The organism is Exiguobacterium sp. K1 (assembly GCF_033721435.1).
GTDB classification, from domain to species: domain Bacteria; phylum Bacillota; class Bacilli; order Exiguobacteriales; family Exiguobacteriaceae; genus Exiguobacterium_A; species Exiguobacterium_A artemiae.
Genome location: NZ_JAOTIT010000004.1, coordinates 223154 through 246529, shown reverse-complemented (window position 1 = coordinate 246529; position 23376 = coordinate 223154). Strand labels below are relative to the sequence as shown.

The window sequence follows — 23376 nt, the reverse complement described above, 5'->3', positions numbered from 1 at the left end:
ATCTGTCTTCATGTTACAACGTAATCTTGCACTTCATACTGACCTTTATCTGCCGCGGTGGATGTATATTTATTGGAAAGAAGGACGGCACAATGAACGGGCTGTCTTTGATGTCTATTACCGTTCAAACCCGTTCGAAGGCGGCTATGTCGTATTCGCCGGACTTGAAAATATCATCGAATACGTCCAGACCCTTCGTTTTACGGAAGAAGACATCACGTATCTCCAAAAAATGATTGATTTCCCAGACGAGTTCAAAGATGAATTGCGAAACTTTAAATTTTCCGGTTCCATCTCAAGTGTCAAAGAAGGCGAAATCGTTTTCCCGAACGAACCGCTCGTGCGGATCGAAGCCCGGATTTTCGAAGCCAAACTACTGCAGACCGCGATTTTGAATATCGCCAATCATGAATCCTTGATTGCTACGAAATATGCGCGGATCCGTCAATCGGCACCGGGAGCAAAATTCCTCGAAGCCGGTGCGCGTCGTGCCCAAGGCATCGATGCCGCCTACTTCGGAACCCGTGCGTCGTACTTGGCTGGATTTGATGTGACGAGCCTTGCTTCAGCCGGACGTGACTTCGGTATTCCGTGCGGCGGAACGATGGAACATGCCGATATTCAATTCCATGATGACGAATTAACGGCGTTCCGGACATTTGCCGCGTATTATCCTGATCAAGCGACATTGCTCGTCGATACGTATGACACGTTAAAAAGCGGACTCCCGAATGCCATTACCGTTGCGAAGGAACTTGAAGCAAAAGGACATAAATTGCGCGGTATCCGGATTGATTCCGGTGATTTATCGTACTTATCGAAACGGGCGCGGACAATGCTCGACGAAGCCGGTTTCCCGGATGTCGACATCGTCTTATCCGGTGATCTCGATGAATACGTCATCCAGGATTTACGGATTCAAGGAGCACAGGCGAATACATTCCTCGTCGGGACACGCGGTATCACTGCGTACGAACAACCTGCACTCGGCATGGTCTACAAGCTGGTCGCACGTGAAGTCGACGGCGAACTCATTCCGGTCATTAAAGTCTCTTCCTCAAAAGCAAAGACGACGACACCGCACATCAAAGAAGTGTACCGGATCGTCGACCGCGTCACGAATAAGTTCAAAGGCGATTACGTAACGTTACTCGATGAGGACCCGACTGATCTTGAAGCAATCGATTTAATCGACGTCCGCGATCCGTCCTTCCGAAACCGTATCGAGAACTTTAACGTCGAACGGTTGCTGACGCCGATTTTTGTTGAGGGCGAGCTCGTATATACCGTTCCGACCATTGAAGAAAGCCGCCATTTCCACGAGCAGCAGATCGGTCGTCTCTGGGAGGAATACAAACGTCTCCGTCTGCCGGAAGTCTACGCAATCACATTCAGCGACCGTCTCTGGAAACTGAAGCTTGATATGATTCGTGATACACGGACTGCGAGCGGTCTTAAATAAACATACAAAAACAGCCCACTTCAGCTGAAGTGGGCTGTTTCATTTGGTGCAGCTGTTATTTGGATTGCCGCTTGTTCCATTTGTTGACGAAAGTACCAAGCGAAACCAAGCGCACCTCCGATAAAGACGATATACGTAATCCGCTGACCGAACTCTGCCAAGGAATCCGCATAAAAAATACTGATTAAGTGGTCGCTTCCACTGACGAGAAGCAAACAGGCAATCAGGAGCGCTATACGATAAGCAAGTGTCGGACGATCGGCTGGTTCAGCATGCCAATACGAGATGACGTTATGGGCAAGTAAGATGATGCCAATGATTCCTAATACTCCTATCAGTGCTTGCGGCATAATGAACGGTCCTCCTGTTTCTAATTTCTACTTCCATTTAAACATAGTTCACTAAAAAATCCTCGCTAAAACTTTCCCACCGTTTGCCCGGTCACGGTATACTGAAGAAAATCTGTTGTTCATTCAACAAGGAGGCGTTTTCTTGAAAACCTTTAAATTGTGCACCTTACGAATTCTCATGGATGAATCCGGTCGGGATACGACGATTCCCGTCACGATTAAAGACGGACTGACCGTCAGCACGGATCAGACAGCACAGTGGGTCGCTGAAATTGTCGTCCTTGAAAACGATCAACCGATCATCGACGAGTTATTTACTAAAAATCTGCGGGCCCTGATTGAAATCACGATTTCCCGCCCGGATAACGATCCTGCCGCAATGATTGTGACACCGCTGGAATCGACGCCCTTGAACGAAGGTGTCTCCTATCTGTTCAAAGGCAAAATGGTCATGATGAAAAATGACTTGTCGGAGTCCATCTTACGCGAAGTCGTTGAGGATCACTTTACCGGCGAAGCATTGATTCAAGAGTACAAAGACCGCCGTTCGAAACGCGGTGCCCATATTACGAGTATCGCAAAAGAAACGTTTAAACAGTATCTTCAGGAAAACCCGCCTGTTTCTTAAGGACGTTTCGTCTTGTCCACGATATGATCCGCGACATTGATCCGGTCGATTTCGTACCGGTCAGAGAAACGAATATAGTTGGCACACGCATTCTTAAGCGGTGTCCGGTAACTGAAGCTTTCATCAATCGAGGATAACGCCGCTTTGATCGTATGTGAATGACAGACGATCAACAGGCGTTGTCCCCGATATTTTTCTGTCAGTTCTTCAATGGCTGAAAATACCCGCTGTTGAATTTCCTGCTCGGTTTCAAGCCCCGGTACACGAACGGTATCGTTCGCTTGGACCGCCTCATAAATTCCGGCGACAGGCTGACCTGACGCCAAACCGAATTCCCGCTCGACCAGCCGTTCATCCGTCTCCGCCACGTCCAGTCCGACGGAACGTCCGATGATTTCTGCCGTCTCGACTGCCCGCGATAAGGGGCTCGAAATCAAGACGTCCCATTGTTCTTCCGCCAGATACGCAGCACTCATTTCAGCCTGCCACCGTCCGGTTTCATTCAGCGGAATATCCTCCCGTCCTTGAATCCGTTCGTTTAAATTCCAATCCGTCTGACCATGACGCACTAAACAAATTTCTGTCATTTCACTGTCTCCTTCAAAAGAAATATGACTGATTGTATCATGTTTTCTTTTTTAGTGAAGGGTCTCCCGGGGCGGCAACGCCAGGACTTGACAGCTGAACGCTTCAATCCGTTCCAGCAACCGCTCGATTTTGAGCGGGTTTTCCGTTTGGGCAAAACTCGCCAGTGAATGTGTGCCGTTCGGGAAGGAAAACAGTCGGACATCCGCTCCGACATCCGCTCCTTTTTCGACGAAATGCAATGCTTGCGTAAACGGGACAATCGGATCTTTTTTCCCGTGCAGCAGCATGATCGGCGGCGAGTCCGCTCGTAAGTGCGTCACCGGCGAGACCCGTGTCATAAGTTCCCGCCATTCTTCCCTGCCGCCCCCGTAAAACTTGATATGGGCAATCCAGGTTTGAATGAACTTGAACAGCAGGAAATTCGTTGGAGGATACAAGGCAATGACACCGCTGATCAACGGCAGGCGTTCCATTTTTTGTTCGCCGACAAATTCCGTCGGAGCGAGTGCCGTCGTCAGCATCAAAGCGGCTCCGGCTGAATCTCCCCACAGCACCATCCGTCCGCGCATGATTTGTAAATCATCCGCCTCTTGATTCAAGAAACAGAGTGCGTCCCGTACGTCCTCCAGATTATCCGGAAAATAGCTGCCGTCTTCGAATAAGCGGTAATCGATGCTGCAAACGGCGATACCGAGCTCGAGGAAACGTTCCATGATTGGTGTAAAACAAAAGACATCATCCCGGTTTCCCCTGACGAAGGCTCCCCCATGCGCATAAATCGCGACCGGGAAAGGACCGTCCCCTGGAGGATAGTATAAATCCAGCTTCAATTCTTGGGTGTGAACGGTTTTATACACAACCGTTCGCGGCGCGAGTTGGACTTCTGACAGCGGAAGAGCCGGTTCTGTCCATCGTAATAACGCACCGTAGTTGTTCCAGATGCTTGCTCCGGCCGCAGCCGTCGTTAAAATCGCTGCCCCTCCCATCAGCCAAGCGGTTTCCCGTTTCACCTCATCACCTCCGAAATTCCCTCTCGATTTCTAATCTTATTAGTCTTTTACCCGATTTATTTAGAAGTCGAACGTCTTCCCTGACTGGTACTTGACGCTTGGTTTCGGATTCGTTATAGTGAAAAGGTTCAAATCGGAATAATTACGTTTTAATATTTTTTTGGAGGGTTTATTCATATGAAAAAATTACTTTCAGCTTTCACGGTCGCCTTTGCAGGAGCTGCTTTTCTTGCTGCCTGCGGTTCTTCCGAATCCACTCAGGATGCGGCCGACCAAAATCTCCGTGTCTATACATCAACGTTCGCCACTGCAGCAATCGCCAGGGAAATTGGCGGCACGGACATCGACGTCCAGATGATCGTACCTTCGGGGGCCGATCCGCATTCGTACGAACCGACGTCTAAACAACTGACTGAAATCGCACAAGGTGATCTGTTCCTTTTAACGGGTACGACACTTGAGCCGTACTCAAAAAAAATCAAAGCCAGTCTCAAAGGCAATGATGTTCGTTTCGTCGAGACGAGCAAAGGCATCGACCTGCTCGAAGCGAATGCCACGCTTCATGAGCATGAAGGACATACCGATGACCATGCGGCAGAAGAGCATGATCACGGCAAATTTGATCCGCATGTCTGGCTCGATCCGAACAATGCCAAAGTGATGGCTCAATCCATTACGACGGCACTCGCTAAAGAAGTACCTGCTAAAAAAGCAACGTTTGAGAAAAATCTCACCGCTTTTAATGGCGAGGCCGATAAGCTTGATCAAAACTTGCAACAGGCTGTTGCTGACGGATCCAAAAAAGAACTGCTCGTGACACATGCCGCTTACGGGTATTTAGCGGAACGCTACGGCTTCTCACAATTGCCGATTGCCGGCATCTCTCCGTCGGACGAGCCTTCGCAAAAGCAACTGGCAGCAATCGTCAAGGAAGCCAAACTTCACGACTTGAAGTATATCGCTTTCGAAGAGACGGTCTCACCGAAAGTCGCACGCGTCATTCAACAGGAAATCGGAGCGGAAGCGATTACGATCCACAATCTCGAATCCGTCACGAAAGCACAGCAAAATGCTTCCTATTTTGATTTGATGAATGAAAATGTCGCGACTCTCAAACAAGCACTTCAGTGAAGTAGTGTTGACATGCAGTAAAAGATACGTTACGGTAGAAAACGTATTTCAGACAATTAAATGACTTCTTTTTATCGTGAGAGACGGAGGGACTGGCCCGATGATGTTTCGGCAGCGGACGATTAAATCGTACTGTGCCAAATCCAGCAAGCTGCGGCTTGAGAGATAAGAAGAGCGTCTTTTTCAGTAAAGACCTCCTTCTTTCTTGCGAAGGAGTCTTTTTTTGTACTTGTAGAAAAGGAGTGGTTTGATGAACGAAACGATTACACCGAATAAATGGGCACTTCTACCGTTACTTGTCTTTTTAGTTCTTTTTATCGGTGCCGGTATTTTTTACGATGACTTTTACAAGTTTCCGATTCTGATTGCGGCTTTGATTGCCTTGATTTTTGCGGCGGTCACAACAAAGGGCGGCATCAATCAGACAGTGGAACGGATTGCAGCAGGTGCAGGAAATCCGGACATCATGATTATGGTCTTTATCTTCTTGCTTGCCGGTGCCTTTTCCGGAACGGCCGATGCAATCGGCGCAATCGAAGCGACCGTCAATGCATCATTAACATTTTTACCCCCGTCCCTTCTGATGAGCGGACTATTCATCATTGCCGCCTTCATCTCGATGGCGATGGGAACTTCCACCGGTACGATTGCGGCACTCGCTCCGATCGCTCTTGGAATCCATGAAGCAACCGGTGTCAATGTCGCGGTTGCGGCAGCCGCCGTCGTTGGTGGCGCAATGTTCGGCGACAACTTGTCGTTCATTTCCGATACGACGATTGCAGCCGTCCGGACACAGAAAACCAACATGCGCGACAAATTCAGAACCAACTTCCTGATCGTTTTACCGGCAGCTATTCTGACCATCATCATCCTGGCCTTTGTCTCAGGTACAGGAAATGTTGTCGAAGCAAAAGCGTTTGAATTTTATAAACTGATTCCGTATCTGTCCGTCATCGTACTCGCCTTGTTTGGCGTCAACGTGATCCTCGTCCTCGTCGGCGGTACATTGCTGACAGGAATTATCGGGATGCTTGACGGCAGTTTCGGCTTAAGCGGTTTTGTCCTGTCGATGTCTGACGGCTTGATGGGAATGGCGGAAATCTCGATTTTGACATTACTGATGGGTGGCCTCGTCAGTCTGATCACCTTTAACGGCGGGATCGCGTATCTGAAAGAAACGCTGACGCGGAAAATCTCGCAACGCCGCGGTGCGGAATTCAGTATGGCTGCACTCGTCAGTGCGACGAATCTCGCAACAGCAAACAATACGATTTCGATTCTTGTCGCCGGTCCACTGGCAGCAGAAATCGCGGATACGTATGACATTGACCGGAAAAAGTCAGCCAGTATCCTTGATATCTTCTCTTGCGGTATCCAAGGAATCATCCCGTACGGCGCCCAGTTGCTGATTGCAGCGGAATTAACGAAAACGGCTTCCCCGGAACTGATTCCTTATCTGTTTTATCCGTTCCTGCTTTTCGTATGCGGATCTCTCGCGATTCTTTTCGGCTTCCCGCGTCGGAAAACATCGGACGCACGTCAAAAAAATGTTTCATAACAAACAGACCCGTCGCAACAGCGACGGGTCTGTTTGTCTTATTTTTTCCGGTCTTGGCGGTTGAGAATGAAGTACGCAATCGCTGGAAGCGGGAACTGAATCAGTCCTGCGCCTCCCCAGACCCATGGATTCCGCCCCGTCTTCCGTGCGCCGAGGAACAAGCATACCGCTTGTGTCCCTAACAAGGCTGCAAGGCCGGCCCACACACCTTTGGGTACGTTTTTAACAGATCGTTTCATAAAATACACCTCGTTTCCTCTATAGATTTACCCTCCTCATTTCGCTTTCTAACCGTCTTTTTCCTCCCTTGAGCGTTGAAACAGACGTTCTTGCTTGTTCATGCTAAACTAAACGAGCAATTCCATATTCTCGTTTCATTGAAGGAGGAGTATACACATGCAATACGCAAAACTTTCAAATGGTGTCACGATTCCACAAATCGGATTCGGTGTCTGGCAAGTCGATGAAGAGACGGAAGCACCGGCTGCCGTCGCAGAAGCCCTACGTGTCGGTTACCGTCATATTGATACGGCTGCCGTTTACAAAAACGAACGTGGTGTCGCCAAAGGAATTAAAGAAAGCGGCGTGAACCGTGAAGATCTCTTCTTAACGTCTAAAGTATGGAACGATGACATTCGTGCCGGACGCACGAAAGAAGCTTTCGCTGAGTCACTTGAACGCCTCGAAACCGACTATCTTGATCTCTATCTGATCCACTGGCCGGTTGAAGGGTATGTCGAAGCATGGAAAGCCATGGTCGAACTTTACGAAGCCGGCAAAATTAAGGCAATCGGTGTTTCGAACTTCAAAGAACATCATCTCGATACACTTGCTGAAGAAGGACTAATGACACCGATGATCAACCAGGTGGAACTTCATCCGCAACTTCCGCAACATGAGCTGCACGAATACTTACAGGACCACAGCATTCAAGTCGAGGCGTGGAGCCCACTCATGCAAGGGAAATTCCTCGAAATCAATGACTTCAAGGAAATTGCCGAAAAGCACGGCAAATCCCCTTCACAAGTCGTCTTGCGTTGGCATTTAGACAACGGCATCGTGGCGCTTCCAAAATCGGTCACACCTGAACGCATTGCGGAAAACTTCGATGTCTTTGACTTCCAACTCGATGCAGATGATCTCGAGAAGATTGACCGTTTGGCAACCGATGTCCGTCTCGGACCGGATCCGGACGAAATCGATTTTTAAGTAAATATACACAATCGGTTTAAAGAAAAATGGTTTTTCTATAGACGAAGGGGAGGCGGATATTCACATCCACCTCCCCTTTTTCCTATATGAGTGATGGACCGTCAGACATAATAGACGAGAATCGTATCCTGCGCCTCTTCCGCCTGGTGAAAATAAGCGCACAAATTTCCGAACTGTTCCCAGACCTCATCAAAATCACCTTGCCGGCCGGCTTCCTGATAAATCACTTCAAGCGCATGGCGATCAAAGTTCCGCATGACCTCCGACGAAATGATGAGTAATGGCAAGGGAAGGATCCCGACGATTGCCGCATGCTCTTCATTGACAATCAGTTCTTCCCCGACAATCGCCCGTCCCAGATTATAATGGGTCTCTTGATCAATGAAGATATCGATTTGACTCATCAACTGATACAACGGAGTCGTTTCTTCGAGTGCAAATAATTGTTCATGATCAGGTTGTGTTTCATGGATAAATAAAATCCAGTCCATGATGATGTGGGGATCATCTCCAAACGAATCCCATACGGCATCCGCGACACGTACATAATGTATGTTTTCCATCCTTCCCCCTCCTTTCCGGTCGTTTTTTTTAGTATTCCCATTTTCACACTGCTTTAATAACGATTATTAAAATCTCTCCAGACAAAAAAAGGATCAGATGACTCTGATCCTTTTCGTATTAAATCGCTTTTTCTTTTTGGTCTTCGTCCTGCCATGCTTCAAGCAATTCTTTCCCCGGAAGATCCGGAATCGAATCTTTATGGAACCGGGGATCCTGTCCTTTTTTGCGTTGCACTGAATAATCATCCAGTGCGAACTTGGCAATTTTGGCTAAGCGGAAAATGGCATACAAGTTAACAATCGCCATCAAGCCCATGAAGATGTCGGCAAGTGCCCAGACAAGTCCAGCCGTTTGAACAAGTGAACCAAACACAATCATACCGAGGACGATGATCCGGTACGCAATCATGATTTTCTTATTATCGTTGATGAAGCTGATATTCGATTCGCCGTAATAATAGTTTCCGACGATCGAACTGAAGGCAAACAAGAAAATCGCAAGCGCCATAAATGCTGTGGCCAATGAACCGACTTGCGACGCCAATGCTCCTTGTGCCAAATCGATTCCGGCGACCGGTGCTCCACTCGCATCCTTAGTCGCAACACCACTGACTAAAACAATCATCGCTGTCGAAGAACAGACGAGCAGTGTGTCGACAAAAACGGCAAACGACTGGATCAATCCCTGTTTGACGGGATGCGATACTTCTGCCGTCGCAGCGGCATTCGGAGCTGAACCCATACCGGCTTCATTCGAGAAAAGACCACGACGGATTCCGTTTAAGACCGCGGCTCCGATTGCTCCGCCGGCCAGTGTTTTGAACTCAAGTAAACCTTCTTGGAAAATCAGACCAAAGACGTTCGGCAATGCTTCTAAATTCGTCACCATGATGTAGAGGGCAATCAAAATATAGCCTCCTGCCATGATCGGGACGAGGAACGCCGACACCGTTGCAATACTCCGGACACCACCGAAGATGACAAGTGCCGTCAACAGAACAAGTCCGACCGTAATCCACGTCTTATCAACCCCGTACTGGCTTTGAAGCGACAGTGAAATCGTATTAGACTGAACCGAGTTAAAGACGAATCCGAACGAGATTGTAATCAGAATACTGAAAACGATCCCTAACCACCGCTGTCCAAGCGCCTTTTCCATATAGTACGCCGGACCACCGCGCCATGCTTTTTCATCACGTACTTTATAAATCTGAGCCAGCGTACTCTCGACGAATGCCGAAGCTGAACCGATTAAGGCGATCAACCACATCCAGAAGACTGCACCCGGTCCACCGAGCGCAATGGCTGTCGCGACGCCGGCGATGTTGCCGGTCCCGACACGTGCCGCTGTACTGATGGCAAAAGCTTGGAAAGGCGAAACACCGTCTTTTCCTTTATCCGTTCCTTGGAACAATAGCCGCAACATTTCCGGAATCATCCGAAACTGGACGAATCCCATGCGAATCGTAAAATAAATTCCTAAACCGACCAATAAGATAATCAAGACACTCGACCATAACAAGTCGTTGATACTACCGATAACATCCATCAGTTGTTTTTCCACAGGTGTTCCCCCTTAGTTAAGCGTTCGCTTATGTAACCTTTTTTCACATGTGTTCTATAATACGTAAATAATTTTAGAAAATCAAATTCATTTTCTTCTTTCAAGTCCTTATAAACTGTAAAACCCTCACAAACCTCACATGTGATGTCAGGTTCAGCATAAAAAAACAAGGAACTGACCTTTGGGTCAGTCCCTTGTTGAGAACCGATTTAACCATCGAACACGATCAGATGAACAGATTCAGGTTCGAACCGTCTGTCGCCCCGAGATAACTTGCGACACCACCATAATCGATATCATCGAGCAACTCCTCTTTTTTGATGCCCATGATGTCCATCGACATCGTGCAGGCAATCATCCGGACGCCGGCTGCTTGCGCCTTCGCCATCATCGTTTCCAGAGCGTCGACCTGTTTATCCTTCATGACTTTTTTCATCATTTTTTGACCGGCTCCGGCCATGTTCATGTTCGAGAGCGGCAATTCACCGGCATGTTTCGGCATCATCATTCCCATCATCCGCTCCATCGGTGCCTTATCGACAGCAGGTGCATCCGGTTTACGGATGACGTTGAGTCCCCAGAACGTAAAGAACATCGTTACTTGTTTCCCCATCGCTTGTGCGCCTTGCGCAATGACGAACGATGCCAGTGCTTTATCGAGATCACCGCTGAAGACGACCATCGTCGCATCATCGGCAGTGGCAGCGGCCGACGGTACCGGTTGGTTCGTCGCATTCCCTTTTTCAAGCAGGACTTCAACGACTCCTTTGTTCATTTCCGCTGTGTGAACGGTATGACCGAGTTTTTTGGCCCATGCCTGAACATCCGGCAGGAATCCGGGATCGGATGCTTTAACGAAGACTTGATCTCCATCCTGCAGTTGATCGATTTTCGTTTTCAGCTCCAAAATCGGTCCCGGGCACTGTAAACCACACGTATCCAGTAACGTAATCTGTTCTTTCGTTACTTGTTTCGGTTCGCTTTTAATTGTCGTCACAGCTGTTTCCTCCCGTACTTGGCTTCTCGCTTCACGGTCACGGTTGACCGTCGCCCATGTTTTATAACCACCGCTTAGATTTTTGACGTCGAATCCGTTTTGCTTGAGCAATTGACTTGCGACATAACCCCGGAGCCCGACCTGACATGTCACGTAAATCGGCTGATCTTTCGGTAATTCATCGAGTGACTGACGTAATGTCGGTAAAGAGATGTTGACGGATCCCGGAATCGATCCGAGTTCATTTTCGGAAGGTTCCCGGACATCAAGTAACAGCCCGCCGTCCGCGACAATCTGGTCAATCTCGTGCCAATGGACGTTTTCACTGTCCCCGAGTACGATATTCGAGGCGATATAACCTGCCATATTGACCGGATCTTTTGCCGAACTGTACGGAGGTGCGTACGACAGTTCCAGATCAGGAAGATCAAGGACAGTCAATCCGCCTTTAATGGATGTTGCCAAGACATCGATTCGTTTCTCGACACCTGTCATCCCGATCGCTTGTGCGCCGAAAATCGTTCCGTCCACCGGATCAAACAACAGTTTCATCGAAATCGGGCTGGCACCCGGATAATAACCGGCATGCGAGCCGGGATGAAGATGAATCGCTTCATAACGACGGCCCGATTGACGAAGACGTTTTTCATTGTTTCCGGTCGAAGCGACCGTCAAATCAAATACTTTTGCGACTGCTGTTCCGAGTGTTCCTGTGTAACGGACATCTCGTCCGGCAATGATGTCGGCGACGAGACGGCCTTGGCGATTTGCCGGCCAAGCCAACGGAACGTGAACCGGTTCACCTGTAATGTAATCCTTCACTTCAATCGCATCACCAATCGCAAAGATGGCAGGATCCGATGTCCGTAATGTCTCATCGACCTGAATCGTCTGTTTGATTCCGAGTTTAAGTCCCGCTTCTGAAGCCAAATTGCTTTCCGGCATGACACCGATCGATAGAATGTTCATCTCGGTTTGAATCGTTTTTCCACTCGTCAAGACAACGCGCGTCCCCGCTTCTTCAAAACGTGCCACACCATCCGCTAAAATCAGTTCGACACCTTTCGCCCGCAAATGTTCATGGACGATGGCCGCCATTTCCGGATCGACCGGGGCCATGACTTGATCAGACATCTCGACCAGCGTCACACGTGCTCCGCGCTCGACTAAGTTTTCCGCCATTTCAAGACCAATGAATCCGCCGCCGATGACCGTCGCGTGTGCAGGACGTGATTCATCGACATACTGGCGCATTTTATCGGTATCCGGGATATTACGTAATGTAAAGACATTCGTTGCTTCCGCCAGACCGGGAATTCCAGGACGGATCGGTTTTGCACCCGGTGACAAAATCAACTGATCGTATGATTCCTCGTACTCTTCACCCGTATCCACTTTACGAATCGTCACCGTTTTTTGTTGACGGTTGATCCGGATCGCTTCCGACAGATTTCGAACGTCGAGATTGAAACGTGCGTTCATCCCTTCCGGAGTTTGCACCAACAGTTTATTGCGATCTTTGATAACGTCCCCGATATAGTATGGAAGTCCACAGTTTGCAAAAGAAATTTCTTTTCCACGTTCCAAAAGAATGATTTCTGCTGTTTCATCCAATCGGCGTAATCGTGCTGCCGCAGTTGCTCCACCTGCTACTCCACCTACAATGATCGTTTTCATTCCGGCTTCCTCCTCCAATGTTCTATGTGTACCAATATACCCATTCAGGTATGGCTTTTCAAGTTATCTGTTCGTTGATTCACAAACTTGTCGGAACTTCATAATGAAATTGTTCCTTCGATGATAACGGACATTAGTTGCAATTCCATCTAAAATGCTTGAAACTGAGATTACAGTATTTATAAGGGGGATTTTATAATGGACCAGGATCGTAACTCGAAAGACACGAACGATAACAAAGTCACGCCGATCAACCAAAACAGTCAGCCGGAAACAAATGAAAACGGGGTAACGGCTGTGCAACAACAATACCTTGAAGAATTCCAAGCTTTCTTAGTAGAAAAAGGCATTCCGATGGAAGCACGCGAAAATGAAACACACGTCTTCTTCATGACACAGGAAAAAACACCATCAGGCGCTGAACCGATGATGATGATCGTCTTCAGCAAGACGGCGACAGACGTCGAGTTATTCGCACGTACGATTACACACGTACCAGACGGTGTCGAAGATCTCCCAATCTTAAATGCAATCAACGATTTCAACCAAGAATTCAAATACTTCCGTGTTGTCCTCGACAGCGACCGTGATGTCACGATTGCTTCAACGATTGACCTCGATCACGGCTTTAATCCGGCAGCGATCTTTGGACACTCTGTCATGATGTTCCAAGCTTCGGATGAAGTATTCGCTTATCTCACGAAATTATATGACCAAGTTCAGTAAAATATCGTTTAAAAATGGCTCTCGAGACAACTCGGGAGCCATTTTTTTCATTTTCAAGTTCAATTGACAATGAGAATTATTCTCGCTATAGTTAGATTTGTGAAAACGACATCATTTTAAATACATTTATCTTATTCTGGGGGAATAGATTATGAAAAAACGCTTAAAAGTAGCATCACTCTTTATCACAGCAGGACTGCTTGCTGCGTGCGGGAATAGTAGTAATGAAGACACGACAACGGCTCCGAAAAAAGAGAAAACGGAGCAAACATCTGAAACGAACACAAATGCCGGGATCGCCGCGACGACCTTAAAAGATGAACTGACCATTTTCAGCTCAATCAAAGCGGAACTCGATAAAGCTAAAGAAGGTCAAACCATTGACTGGAAGATGGTCACGACAAGTTACGAATCCAAATTAAAGGGCGGCGTCACGACAGCTGCTCCTGAAATCGACGAGGTCATCAGTTCCGCGTTAGCCGGTGTCGAATCAAAAGATCTTGATGAGAATGTTGCCCGTCAGCTCGTAGACAAAGGCATTCAGTCTTATTTCTATAAACTTCAGAAATCAACACAAGCAACAGCCGAAGAAGCGGTCGTTGCCGGAAAAACAGATGAAGCGACAGCTGCCCTGAGCGATATCAAAGAGATGTCGAAGACCGTCTTCATTCCGACGGCGGAAAAGCGGGATGCAAGTTACGGCTTTAAAAACGAAGATTCCATTGCCCAAGCGATCAATTCCGGTCTGACGGCACAGGAAGAAGCCATCACGGCGAAAAAAGCGGCCGACTTCAATGTTGCGAAACAATTAACGGATAAATCAATCTACCGCTCATTCTACCTCGCCGCTCTCGGTTATGCTCAAAAAATCGAGGATGGTGCCAAAGCCGGCACGGATGAAAAAGAATTACAGATGGAACAGGCAGAAGGATACGGATTCCTCCTGGCCATCGAAGAATCTCTTGCCGGCGGTGATGAGGCTGCCGTCGCGAAGTTAAAAGAACTGTATGACTTCTCGAAAACAAAACCGGCTGACGTCCAGTTCAAAGAAGTCGAGAGCCTGTTTGCAAAAGCTTTGACGGAAAAGATTGACGGGTACCATGAAGAAGCACAAGAAGCACTTGAGAAAAAAGAGGTCGATACGGCGCGGGTTGAAGCCATGGAAGCTAATATGTTCGTCATTGCCATGAAACCGACACTTGAGAACCGGTTGGGCAAAGAAAAAGCACAGGCGATTCTGACGGACGCAAACGCTTGGTATACGCTTGTTGAAAAAGGTGATGTGAAGGCGGAACAAACGGGTGATCGAATCGTGGATGCCTTGGAACCACTCAACTAATCGTTTGAAATCGGAGGAATGCGATATGCAGATCGGAATTACAGGAGGAGCCGGTTTTATCGGAGCGGCGCTTGCACTTCGGCTTCAAGCAAGCGGTCATACGGTCTATGTCATGGATGCTTTTACAGACTACTATGACGTCGAATTGAAACTTGAGCGGGCACAACGATTACAGGCTGACGGAATTGACGTCTTTGATGGCAATGTCCATGAAGAGCTTGGAACGTGGTGCGAAGCCCACACGTTCGACGCCCTGTTTCATTTGGCAGCACTGCCCGGTGTCCCGGGCTCTTTAACCGAACCCCACCGCTATATCGAGGATGATATCGCGATGACGGTGACCGTTCTCGAAGCAGCCCGGACACACGGTATTCCGCATGTATTTTTTGCTTCCTCTTCTTCCGTTTACGGCGAACAGACCGGTGCCTTGTTTGAGCAGCAAGCGACAGGAAATGTGATGAGCCCTTACGCGGCAGCCAAGTACAGCGCGGAAACGTTTTGCCGGACCTATCACAACCTGTATGACATGAACGTGACGATTTTTCGCTTTTTTACGGTATACGGTCCTTCCGGCCGGCCGGATATGGCGTTGTTCCGTTTCATCGAACAGGCGCTGGACGGTCAACCGCTGAACGTGTTCGGTGATCCGGTTCGCGACTTCACCTACATCGATGACATCACCCGTGGAATGGAACAGGCTCTCGAAGCAAAAGCAACGGGCACCTTTAATCTCGGTGCCAATCGTCCGGAATCCGTCCGTGATATTGCCACGTCACTCGGCGAACGGTTCAATGTCCCTGTCCGTTCGGCTCCCGCTCGGATAGGTGACGTCTCGATGACTTGGAGTAACACCGATGCGGCCCGGCAGACGTTCGGTTACGTTCCTTCCTTTACGCTCGCTGATGGAATTGAACGGATGATCAGATGGCATCTCGAGCGTCGGTGATCCGTGGAGTTGCGAGCGTCTTCTTGACGTTGGCAACTCTTTTTTTACTTCTGCGTTTTGGCTTGGAACTGCCGACTGCCTATCAGTATGTCAAAACATTGACGACTTCGTATTGGACCTTCGTCGCAACGGTCAGCTATGCCCTGGCTTTTTATATCCGGGCCGTCGCTTGGCGGACGGCCGATGAAAAGACGGCTCCAACCGCCGTCTATCTGACGAGTCTGTATATCGGACTGGCTGTTAACCACCTGTCTCCGGTCAAACTCGGTGAAGCGGTCCGCTTGTTGACAGCCCGCGCGATCGGCAGTCCGCTTAAACGGACGACTGCCATCTTAGTCGCCCAGCGCGGGATCGACCTATCCATCCTCGGTCTTTTCGTGACAGCGGGGTTATTATTAGGTCAAACCGTATGGGTCGCCGCTTTGGCGTTCGGAGCAGGTCTCGTTCTGCTACTGCTCGTCCGTCGGTTCATCCGGACGATACCGGTCTTGATCGGATACGGCCTGCTGGCCTGGCTGTTTGAGGCCGGAGCTGTCACCTGTCTCTTTCTCGGGGCAGACGTGCCGGTCGCTTTCCCGGTCATTCTAATCGCGATGAGTGCCGGGGTCTTATCCGGCATCGCCCAGTTCACACCGGGCGGGCTCGGAACGTACGAACTCGCCATGGGAACGGTCCTGCAACTTTCAGGTGTTCCGAACCCGTATGAACTCGCCTTGATGACACATCTCTTTAAATACACCTTTGCCTTCTTAGCGCCGGTTTATGTGCTCCTCCGGCACTTTGCAATCGTTCATTTACTGTTCACCCAGTTCAAGAAGCACAACACGAAAGGATGACCATCATGAAAAGTGCTTCCCGTTTTGAGAAAATCGCCGCACGGATGTGGAACTTATTGAATGAAGGCAAACCCTTCACACCGATTTTTACCGTCGGTGTTTTTCTGAGTTATCTCGTCTTGACTCAAAGCTCGTTCAGCAGTGCCGGGTTCGGTTTCCTGATGACCGTGCCGCTGTTCGTTTTATATTGGAAATTCGACTTTCCGCTGTTTTTACGGAACTATCTGTGGCTTCCGTTGATCGTTTGGTTCTTTATAGAAGGAACCGATTCCCGCCTGTTACCGTTGTTCGCTTACGGAGCCGGGCTGTATTTCTTCTTTACCGTCTTTTTCTGGGGGACGATTTATTACCATCTCCGCATCGGAACGGACTGGCTCAACTTCACACGCTTTTGGAAACTTGTGCTGAAGAACAGTGACTCGACAAGTGGAAACGCGCAGGAACAACTGCCAAAAGTCGGGCTGTTGCTCGCCTACTGGCAAACGGCTTCCATCGAACCGACACTCGACTGGTCGTACCTATGGTTTCCGCTCGGTCTGCTCCTGTTCGCCTGGATCCTGCATCACTACCTGTTTGACTGGAAACCAAAACTGCCAACGGAACCGACCGTCGACGCACCGATTCCGACGTCTGGAAAAGTCTACGTCCTGATTGTCGACGGCATGCGGAAAGACCGTTATATGGCAGCAAATACGCCTTTCCTTGAGCGATTGCGCCAAGAAGGAACGGAGTACACGAACATGGAGACGGTCTATCCGGCCCGAACGGTCGTCTGCTTCAGCTCGATGTTCACAGGTGCGCGTCCGGAAGAACACGGCATTCATTCGAACATGGTCTGGAACACGACCGGTGTCAAAACAGACACCGTCTTCGACCGGTTGCGTGATGTCGGCAAAACCGGCAAGATTCTCGGAATTGCCCATCTTGTCGACGCCTTCGGTGCAACAGATGTTCATACCGTGACGGCAGTCATGCATAACGATGTCGCCGATCGGAACATCATCGACCGGGCCAAACAAATCGTCCGGGACGAGGATCCTGACTTACTGGCGATTCAGCTGATTGGAACCGATCAGACCGGTCACAGCCGCGGGACGCTCTACTCCGAATATGTTCAAAAAATCGAAGAGGCCGACGCTTTGCTGGCTGAATTTTGTGATGAGCTTGATCGTCTCGGGAAACTCGATGATGCGACACTGATCGTCATGGCCGATCACGGTCAGGCCGACGGCATCGGCGGTCACGGACATCTCGATGAAGGCGAACGGTTCGTCCCGTTCTGGATGTACGGGAAACAGATCCATGCGGGACGGAAAGTCGACACACACCGTCATATTCTGTCACTCGGACCAACCGTTGCGAAGCAGCTCGGGGCTGAAATTCCGCAGGACAGCCGGGGTGTCTTATTGACTGAAGCGTTTGAGGAGGAATCGTCATGAAAAAAGTCGTCGTTTTTCTGCCGGCCCATAACGAAGAAGTATCCTTACCCCTCGTCTTAAAACGGATTCCGGCTGAAATTGACGGACTTCCCGTCGAGACGATTGTCATTGATGACGGATCGACCGATACGACTTCGGACATTGCAAAACGCCACGGCGCACATGTCTATCGCTTCTCTGAAAATCAAGGGCTTGGTGCCGCTGTCCGTGAAGGGCTGCTCCGATCTTACGAACACGGAGCGACGGTTGCGGTCATGATTGATGCGGACAATGAGTATCCGGCCGATCAGATTCCGGATGTCGTCCGGCCGATTCTTGCAGATGAAGCGGATTATGTCTTCGGTTCCCGTTTCTTAGGCACCGTTGACGGAATGCGTTTGTACCGCTATATTGGAAATCATGTTTTTACGTGGTTGCAGTGTCTGTTGCTGAAACAACGGATTCACGACGGCCAAAGCGGAATGCGGGCCTTCTCCCGTGCCGCCTGTAAACATGCGGAGATCATCCACGATTATAACTATGCTCAAGTCCTGACCTTGAATCTTGTCCGGAAGGGATTCCGGCTGCACGAAGTTCCGATCCGTTACCGCGTGCGGGAAGCCGGCAAGTCCTTTATCCGTTTGAATTATGTCCAGCGCGTCCTGCCTGCGATTTACCGGGAATGGCGCCGTCCCATCAGCCGCTTATCCGCTGAAGAACGTCTTGAACGAAAGGAGCACCTTGGATGAGAAAACCACTTGTATTGACCCTCATCGCCTTCCTCTTCCTGCTGACCGCACCGCTGTCGGCATCCGCGTACAGTTACGGGGATCCGGGAAAAGAGGCGTTTGCGGAAGCCTATAAACAGTTTGAGGAACAACTCAATCAAAAGGACTACAAACTGGCCCGGGAAACGATTGATGCCTATGATAAAGAGTTCACCCTCTACTTCCCGGAAGCTAAAGAAAAAATCGATGCTGCTTTAGCAGATCAGGATGCAGCGGCGGCCAAACAGGCCTATCGCGTGGCGTTACGTCAAAATATCGAACGCCGTCTGCATTTCGCACAGGAACAATTCGATGATTTCGGTCAGGCTAAGCTGCTGCTCGCAAAAGCACGCGGCACATATGACGTCCTCGCTCCTTACGTCAAGGAAAGTGAGGATGCAAAGACGAGCGATTCCTTGTATACTGCATTTGATGAATCGCTTGCCGCTCTCGGGAATCCCGGATTGTTCGGAGTCGGGAAGAAAGCCAGCGACCGTGAAGCATTTGATCAAAACATCAAACAGATTGAAGATACGATCACCCCGTTATTCGTTTTACCCGGCGAGGAAAAGACCGGTGTCTTCGATGAAGAAGACTCGATATTCGGTCAGTCTTTCGGAACGGATGATATTTGGAAAACGGTCGCCATCAGTCTGGTCATCATCTTAATCGTCATCGTCATCATCGGTCAGCGTAAGAAACGACGCGCTCAATAAGGAGGAAGACACATGGATTTTCAGGCGTTTTTAATCACCCTTCGCGAATGTCTCGAAGCCGTCCTGATCGTCGGCTTGATTCTCGGTTATCTCGATCGACTGAATGCACCACAATATAAAAAATGGGTTTATGCCGGCGTCGGTTTGGCATTACTCGCGAGTTTAGGTGTCGCCTTCTTGTTCCAGGTCGTCTTTACGAGTTTCGCAAGCTTCGGCAGCGATACGTATCTGCGTCTCGGTATCATGATTATCTCCGTCTTCCTCCTGACGCACATGGTCCTGTGGATGGGCAAGGAAGCGAAAGAAAATCAGCAGGCCTCCCAGGCGAAGGTCGCAGCCGCTGTTTCAACCGGCAGTGCGATCACGATGATCGTCCATTCCTTCCTCGTCATCGTCCGGGAAGGGATCGAAACGGTGTTCTTTTTCGCCGCGATTTCCGGCGGTGAAATCGAAAAAGTCCTGACGAGCTACGGTGCTGTCTCCGGTCTTCTGCTCGCCTTAATTTTCGGTTACCTGTTCGTTTCCGGGACGATGAAGATTCCCGTCAAACGCTTTTTCCAAGTGACCGGCGTCTTGATTTTGTTCATCGCGGCCGGAATGCTTGTGCAAACGATCGGTCGGTTCCAGGATCTCGGTTTGCTCGGCAGTCTGTTGACGAATGCGGACGGAACACCGGCTGCGCTTTACAATATCGTCGCTTTCATGCCGGAACACTACATCGATCAAGTCCAGTATTTGCGGGACACGGGCAATACGACCTTGATCAGCGGACAAATCGGGACGTTCATGGGCGCGATGTTCGGCTACAGCCACAATCCATCCCTGGAACAAGTCATCGCCTGGTGGGGATACTTTGCTTTCGCTGGTTTCATGCTGACGCGTCAAAATCGGACGTCAAAAACCGCCAAGAAACTGCAGGAGGTTTCTTGACGGTTCAGAGCGGTCATCCACAACGACGTGGACGATCGCTTTTTTTCATCGTTTGCTTGCTGATGCTCGGTTTTATCGGCATCCGTCTCGCATTCGTCAGCCCTTATGTCGCAAGTTACGATATCGCGAACTTCACGCTTGCTGTCGGACAATATGATTTAGCCAATCTGCAACCGCACTTCCCGGGATATCCGTTTTTCATCCTGCTCGCAACCGGTCTCGCCCGGCTCGGTCTCGATCCGGTCCGGGCACTCGGCATGGTCTCGACACTCGGACTCGCAAGCGGTGTAATACCGCTTTATCTCGTATTCAAACGGTATTCTTTTGATACCGTCCGGTTGCTCGGTGCGTTTACGGTCGTCTCGACGGCTTCGCTCGTTACCTTGGCTGCGACCGGTATGTCGGATGGTCTCGCGCTTGGTGTCCTCTGCTGGTTCATGTGGAGTGTCGAACAGGCCCGGTACAATCGTTTCCGCCTTTTGCCGTACCTCCTGTTCGGACTGTTAATGGCAACCAGGCTGTCCTATGCACCGTTCGGCATCATTCTATTGTTTTTACTCTGGCAGGTCCGGCGCGATTCGTGGCAATGGGTGTCAGAAATCGCCGTATTGTTGCTGGCTCAACTCGCCTGGTTGTTACCGGTGGCATTCTCCGTCGGCGGACCGGCGTCCTTCGCCCGGTTATCGCTCAGTTTCGTGAGCGGACACTTTTCAGATTGGGGCGGTACAGCACAAACGGATGATGCCTCGCTGCTCGAACGGCTTGGGTTAACACTGAAACAAATCTTCTGGCACGGATTCGGATTGGCGACATGGCTCGGTCTCGCTTCTGTTTTATTCTTGTGCGCTCAGCGGATCCGTCCGCTTCCACTTTGGTGGTCCGGAACCGGTTATTTCCTGTGGGTCTGGTTCGCACAAAACATCGATAAGCCGCGGCATACATTACCGCTTATCCTGCTGCTCGTCATTCTGCTCGTCCGCCGACTGTCAGTCCGTTGGCTCGTTCCGTTTTTATGTCTTCAGCTCATAATCGGCAGTATAGCCTTGTATCGACAAGCCCATACTGAACCGGCAACACTTCAGCTGGCAGAAGCCGTCGCCGATTTACCGGCGTCAGCAACGGTCTTTACGGATGAAGAAGACCGGCAATTTTTAATGAAACGACCTGCCGCCACTATCGTTCCGATCGGCTCCGTCAGCAAGTGGCGGGCAGAGCCGAAATCAAAAGAGGTTTACCTGACCGGCCGACTGCTCGATCGGTTACGGGCGGCCGATGTGTCGATTGAAGCGAATGAAGTTTTCCGTTTTACGAGTGATCCTCGATTTGAACCGGAGGATGCAGATGCAAGATTGTATCGGTTGATTTTACATTAAGGAGCGGATTTTGATGGGTGTGATTGGAAGTGGAAACACGGCAATGATTCAGAAAGAAACAGAGACGATTGTTCGAAAACAATTTCACGATTCTATTCCGCTTGCTGCCATTCAACGGGAATTTCAAAATCATCAACGAATTCACCAGGATTTTCCGATGACACCTCAAGTCTATGACTGCGTCGATCAATCCATTCGCATGGAGTATCTGCAAGGAGAATCGCTCGGCGATTTGATGCAACGTCATCCGCTTCGGATTTGGGGTTATATGACAACAATGGTCACGCTGCAAAAACACCTTCATGCCTTACCTATTGACGGTTTGCCGCTTTTGCAAGAACGGTATCCTGGTCATACTGCACGGGTAACAGGACGTTCTTTATGTCACGGTGACTTTCATCCGTACAATTTGTTGCTCGTAAAAAAAGAACTGTATGTCATTGACTGGATGGATGCTTCAATCGGTAATCCAATGATGGACGTAGCTCGTACCTTTTTGTTAATACGATATGGTGGACGAACGTCTTCAGGAAACCCGATAGAGTTTGTTCCCCGATTCATCCTTAGTCATTTATACCGTACCTGTTATTTCAGACGCGTCGGTAAAGTGACCGGATTTAAAGCTTGTTTACAGCTTTGTGCAACTTTCCGCTTGCAAGAGCAGATTACGCCTGTCGAAACAGCTTTGTTACAACGCTTTTTAATCTGATGGATCCCCTTTTTGACTTCAAACGAGTTAAAACTCATCCTTTTATGAAAGCAAATATAAAAAATCACCTGCTTCACGCGCTTTCCTGTAGGAGTCGCGTGAGGCGAGTGATTTTTTGAATCAAGATTCTTAGTGTATCGATCTTAACAGCTCAATAAAACGTCGTTGAGAAGCAGACAAAACGAAGACTCCTGCGGGAAAAGCGGAAAGCGAAGTCTTGTCTGCGTATCAACAAATCTTGAAACGAATTCGAAGTACTTCCCTCATCATTCAAGTTGCATACGATCGTTCCATATAATCAAATTGTCCGCCACTGATTTCAATCGTCTTGACCGGGACGAATCCAAGACGCCGGTACAGGCGTTGCGCACCCGCATTGGTCTGATCCGCATTTAACGTAAACGCCCGTAATCCACGCCGCTCCCCTTCGTCCGCCGCTGCCTGCAACAGCTCAGATCCAATTCCTTTTCCACCGTATGCCGCATCCACCGACAACGTATCCAGATAAAAGACGTTCCCTTCCGTCTCTTGATCAATCTGAATCTCTTGTCCTGTCCACTCGAGCAGCTGGCGTTTAATCGGTTCATCCAACTGTGCCGCATCCATACCTGCGTATGCGATGACGATGCCGACGACATGCCCGTCGAGCTCCTTGACGAGAATGTTCTCGTGACTTAACCGGTTCCCCGTTTGCGTAACAAACTGCGCGAGCCTCTCCAAAATTAATTCCTTCTCCTGTGTTCCGGTCAACGTCTCCGCGATTTCATGAATCGCCTGTTCAATTAACGGTGCGATTTGCTCCGCATCCTTCGCCGTTGCTTGTCTGATCATTGATTAATCTCCCTTCTACTGCTTCTTACTCTATTCTATCGTAAA

The 23376-nt window shown here is 49.3% G+C and carries 23 protein-coding genes and 1 riboswitch; of the genes, 15 read left to right on the top strand and 8 right to left on the bottom strand.

Annotation, left to right across the window (positions count from 1 at the left end):
• Positions 1–10: 10 nt before the first annotated feature.
• On the top strand, positions 11–1462 hold the full coding sequence (locus N7U64_RS10950) for a nicotinate phosphoribosyltransferase (RefSeq protein ID WP_012371678.1): 1452 nt from the start codon (positions 11–13) through the stop codon (positions 1460–1462).
• A 20-nt stretch (positions 1463–1482) separates the two neighbouring features.
• On the opposite strand, the gene N7U64_RS10945 is transcribed toward N7U64_RS10950, so the two are convergent.
• Entirely contained in the window at positions 1483–1812 is a 330-nt protein-coding gene (locus N7U64_RS10945; protein WP_318929800.1) for a hypothetical protein, read from the bottom strand.
• A 142-nt stretch (positions 1813–1954) separates the two neighbouring features.
• Between N7U64_RS10945 and N7U64_RS10940 the strand changes: the two genes are divergently transcribed.
• Complete coding sequence (locus tag N7U64_RS10940; RefSeq protein ID WP_318094031.1) at positions 1955–2440, top strand: YwpF family protein; 486 nt, start codon at positions 1955–1957, stop codon at positions 2438–2440.
• Here N7U64_RS10940 and N7U64_RS10935 read toward each other — a convergent pair.
• A complete protein-coding gene (locus tag N7U64_RS10935; protein WP_318929799.1) occupies positions 2437–3027 on the bottom strand; it encodes a histidine phosphatase family protein in 591 nt (196 codons plus the stop codon). The genes N7U64_RS10940 and N7U64_RS10935 overlap by 4 nt on opposite strands.
• 51 nt (positions 3028–3078) lie before the next feature.
• Positions 3079–4038 (bottom strand): alpha/beta hydrolase, encoded by a 960-nt coding sequence (locus N7U64_RS10930; RefSeq protein ID WP_012371682.1) that lies wholly within the window; start codon positions 4036–4038, stop codon positions 3079–3081.
• 177 nt (positions 4039–4215) lie between these two features.
• Here N7U64_RS10930 and N7U64_RS10925 point away from each other — a divergent pair, with 177 nt between their 5' ends.
• Positions 4216–5169 carry a metal ABC transporter solute-binding protein, Zn/Mn family gene (locus tag N7U64_RS10925; RefSeq protein WP_318929798.1) on the top strand — a complete coding sequence of 318 codons (954 nt, stop codon included), beginning with the start codon at positions 4216–4218 and terminating at the stop codon, positions 5167–5169.
• A gap of 68 nt (positions 5170–5237) precedes the next feature.
• A riboswitch (SAM riboswitch) is annotated at positions 5238–5341 on the top strand.
• Between the two features lie 78 nt (positions 5342–5419).
• On the top strand, positions 5420–6727 hold the full coding sequence (locus tag N7U64_RS10920) for a Na+/H+ antiporter NhaC family protein (RefSeq protein WP_318929797.1): 1308 nt from the start codon (positions 5420–5422) through the stop codon (positions 6725–6727).
• A 38-nt stretch (positions 6728–6765) separates the two neighbouring features.
• On the opposite strand, the gene N7U64_RS10915 is transcribed toward N7U64_RS10920, so the two are convergent.
• Positions 6766–6966, bottom strand: a complete 201-nt coding sequence (locus tag N7U64_RS10915; RefSeq protein WP_318929796.1) for a hypothetical protein — start codon at positions 6964–6966, stop codon at positions 6766–6768.
• Positions 6967–7123: 157 nt separating this feature from the next.
• Here N7U64_RS10915 and N7U64_RS10910 point away from each other — a divergent pair, with 157 nt between their 5' ends.
• Entirely contained in the window at positions 7124–7936 is an 813-nt protein-coding gene (locus N7U64_RS10910; protein ID WP_318094041.1) for an aldo/keto reductase, read from the top strand.
• Between the two features lie 104 nt (positions 7937–8040).
• Here the strand turns inward: N7U64_RS10910 and N7U64_RS10905 are convergent, their stop codons facing one another.
• The 3 genes from N7U64_RS10905 to N7U64_RS10895 all read right to left on the bottom strand — a co-directional run bounded on the left by N7U64_RS10905 (position 8041) and on the right by N7U64_RS10895 (position 12740).
• A complete protein-coding gene (locus tag N7U64_RS10905; RefSeq protein ID WP_318929795.1) occupies positions 8041–8502 on the bottom strand; it encodes a hypothetical protein in 462 nt (153 codons plus the stop codon).
• 118 nt (positions 8503–8620) lie between these two features.
• The gene (locus tag N7U64_RS10900; protein WP_318929794.1) at positions 8621–10066 is read right to left on the bottom strand and encodes an alanine/glycine:cation symporter family protein; all 1446 of its coding nucleotides are present in this window, start codon (positions 10064–10066) and stop codon (positions 8621–8623) included.
• A gap of 226 nt (positions 10067–10292) precedes the next feature.
• Positions 10293–12740: a CoA-disulfide reductase gene (locus N7U64_RS10895; RefSeq protein WP_318929793.1), complete on the bottom strand. Its 2448-nt coding sequence runs from the start codon at positions 12738–12740 to the stop codon at positions 10293–10295.
• 198 nt (positions 12741–12938) lie between these two features.
• Here N7U64_RS10895 and N7U64_RS10890 point away from each other — a divergent pair, with 198 nt between their 5' ends.
• The 10 genes from N7U64_RS10890 to N7U64_RS10845 all read left to right on the top strand — a co-directional run bounded on the left by N7U64_RS10890 (position 12939) and on the right by N7U64_RS10845 (position 22500).
• Entirely contained in the window at positions 12939–13466 is a 528-nt protein-coding gene (locus N7U64_RS10890; protein ID WP_012371690.1) for a YbjN domain-containing protein, read from the top strand.
• 151 nt (positions 13467–13617) lie between these two features.
• Positions 13618–14805: a hypothetical protein gene (locus tag N7U64_RS10885; RefSeq protein ID WP_318929792.1), complete on the top strand. Its 1188-nt coding sequence runs from the start codon at positions 13618–13620 to the stop codon at positions 14803–14805.
• 25 nt (positions 14806–14830) lie between these two features.
• Positions 14831–15751: an NAD-dependent epimerase/dehydratase family protein gene (locus N7U64_RS10880; RefSeq protein ID WP_318929791.1), complete on the top strand. Its 921-nt coding sequence runs from the start codon at positions 14831–14833 to the stop codon at positions 15749–15751.
• Complete coding sequence (locus N7U64_RS10875; RefSeq protein ID WP_318929790.1) at positions 15730–16587, top strand: lysylphosphatidylglycerol synthase domain-containing protein; 858 nt, start codon at positions 15730–15732, stop codon at positions 16585–16587. The genes N7U64_RS10880 and N7U64_RS10875 overlap by 22 nt, the downstream gene beginning before the upstream one ends.
• 5 nt (positions 16588–16592) lie before the next feature.
• A complete protein-coding gene (locus tag N7U64_RS10870) occupies positions 16593–18026 on the top strand; it encodes an alkaline phosphatase family protein (protein ID WP_318929789.1) in 1434 nt (477 codons plus the stop codon).
• Positions 18023–18754, top strand: coding sequence for a glycosyltransferase family 2 protein (locus N7U64_RS10865; RefSeq protein ID WP_318929788.1), 732 nt, complete (start codon positions 18023–18025; stop codon positions 18752–18754). Before N7U64_RS10870 ends, N7U64_RS10865 begins: the two co-directional genes overlap by 4 nt.
• On the top strand, positions 18751–19488 hold the full coding sequence (locus tag N7U64_RS10860) for a hypothetical protein (protein WP_318929787.1): 738 nt from the start codon (positions 18751–18753) through the stop codon (positions 19486–19488). The genes N7U64_RS10865 and N7U64_RS10860 overlap by 4 nt, the downstream gene beginning before the upstream one ends.
• A 12-nt stretch (positions 19489–19500) precedes the next feature.
• Positions 19501–20418 carry an FTR1 family iron permease gene (locus N7U64_RS10855; RefSeq protein ID WP_012371697.1) on the top strand — a complete coding sequence of 306 codons (918 nt, stop codon included), beginning with the start codon at positions 19501–19503 and terminating at the stop codon, positions 20416–20418.
• Positions 20415–21791: a hypothetical protein gene (locus N7U64_RS10850; RefSeq protein ID WP_318929786.1), complete on the top strand. Its 1377-nt coding sequence runs from the start codon at positions 20415–20417 to the stop codon at positions 21789–21791. Before N7U64_RS10855 ends, N7U64_RS10850 begins: the two co-directional genes overlap by 4 nt.
• 13 nt (positions 21792–21804) lie before the next feature.
• On the top strand, positions 21805–22500 hold the full coding sequence (locus tag N7U64_RS10845; protein WP_318929785.1) for an aminoglycoside phosphotransferase family protein: 696 nt from the start codon (positions 21805–21807) through the stop codon (positions 22498–22500).
• A gap of 270 nt (positions 22501–22770) precedes the next feature.
• On the opposite strand, the gene N7U64_RS10840 is transcribed toward N7U64_RS10845, so the two are convergent.
• Entirely contained in the window at positions 22771–23331 is a 561-nt protein-coding gene (locus tag N7U64_RS10840; protein WP_318929784.1) for a GNAT family N-acetyltransferase, read from the bottom strand.
• Positions 23332–23376 lie beyond the last annotated feature (45 nt).

What these genes read in the sequence shown, in the direction of transcription:
- N7U64_RS10890 (WP_012371690.1), top strand. Translation starts at nt 12,939, where the DNA reads ATGGACCAGGATCGTAACTCGAAAGACACGAACGATAACAAAGTCACG.
- N7U64_RS10885 (WP_318929792.1), top strand. Translation starts at nt 13,618, where the DNA reads ATGAAAAAACGCTTAAAAGTAGCATCACTCTTTATCACAGCAGGACTG.
- N7U64_RS10920 (WP_318929797.1), top strand. Translation starts at nt 5,420, where the DNA reads ATGAACGAAACGATTACACCGAATAAATGGGCACTTCTACCGTTACTT.
- N7U64_RS10925 (WP_318929798.1), top strand. Translation starts at nt 4,216, where the DNA reads ATGAAAAAATTACTTTCAGCTTTCACGGTCGCCTTTGCAGGAGCTGCT.
- N7U64_RS10905 (WP_318929795.1), bottom strand. Translation starts at nt 8,502, where the DNA reads ATGGAAAACATACATTATGTACGTGTCGCGGATGCCGTATGGGATTCG.
- N7U64_RS10880 (WP_318929791.1), top strand. Translation starts at nt 14,831, where the DNA reads ATGCAGATCGGAATTACAGGAGGAGCCGGTTTTATCGGAGCGGCGCTT.
- N7U64_RS10945 (WP_318929800.1), bottom strand. Translation starts at nt 1,812, where the DNA reads ATGCCGCAAGCACTGATAGGAGTATTAGGAATCATTGGCATCATCTTA.
- N7U64_RS10935 (WP_318929799.1), bottom strand. Translation starts at nt 3,027, where the DNA reads ATGACAGAAATTTGTTTAGTGCGTCATGGTCAGACGGATTGGAATTTA.
- N7U64_RS10895 (WP_318929793.1), bottom strand. Translation starts at nt 12,740, where the DNA reads ATGAAAACGATCATTGTAGGTGGAGTAGCAGGTGGAGCAACTGCGGCA.
- N7U64_RS10910 (WP_318094041.1), top strand. Translation starts at nt 7,124, where the DNA reads ATGCAATACGCAAAACTTTCAAATGGTGTCACGATTCCACAAATCGGA.
- N7U64_RS10860 (WP_318929787.1), top strand. Translation starts at nt 18,751, where the DNA reads ATGAGAAAACCACTTGTATTGACCCTCATCGCCTTCCTCTTCCTGCTG.
- N7U64_RS10915 (WP_318929796.1), bottom strand. Translation starts at nt 6,966, where the DNA reads ATGAAACGATCTGTTAAAAACGTACCCAAAGGTGTGTGGGCCGGCCTT.
- N7U64_RS10950 (WP_012371678.1), top strand. Translation starts at nt 11, where the DNA reads ATGTTACAACGTAATCTTGCACTTCATACTGACCTTTATCTGCCGCGG.
- N7U64_RS10840 (WP_318929784.1), bottom strand. Translation starts at nt 23,331, where the DNA reads ATGATCAGACAAGCAACGGCGAAGGATGCGGAGCAAATCGCACCGTTA.
- N7U64_RS10875 (WP_318929790.1), top strand. Translation starts at nt 15,730, where the DNA reads ATGGCATCTCGAGCGTCGGTGATCCGTGGAGTTGCGAGCGTCTTCTTG.
- N7U64_RS10845 (WP_318929785.1), top strand. Translation starts at nt 21,805, where the DNA reads ATGGGTGTGATTGGAAGTGGAAACACGGCAATGATTCAGAAAGAAACA.
- N7U64_RS10855 (WP_012371697.1), top strand. Translation starts at nt 19,501, where the DNA reads ATGGATTTTCAGGCGTTTTTAATCACCCTTCGCGAATGTCTCGAAGCC.
- N7U64_RS10870 (WP_318929789.1), top strand. Translation starts at nt 16,593, where the DNA reads ATGAAAAGTGCTTCCCGTTTTGAGAAAATCGCCGCACGGATGTGGAAC.
- N7U64_RS10865 (WP_318929788.1), top strand. Translation starts at nt 18,023, where the DNA reads ATGAAAAAAGTCGTCGTTTTTCTGCCGGCCCATAACGAAGAAGTATCC.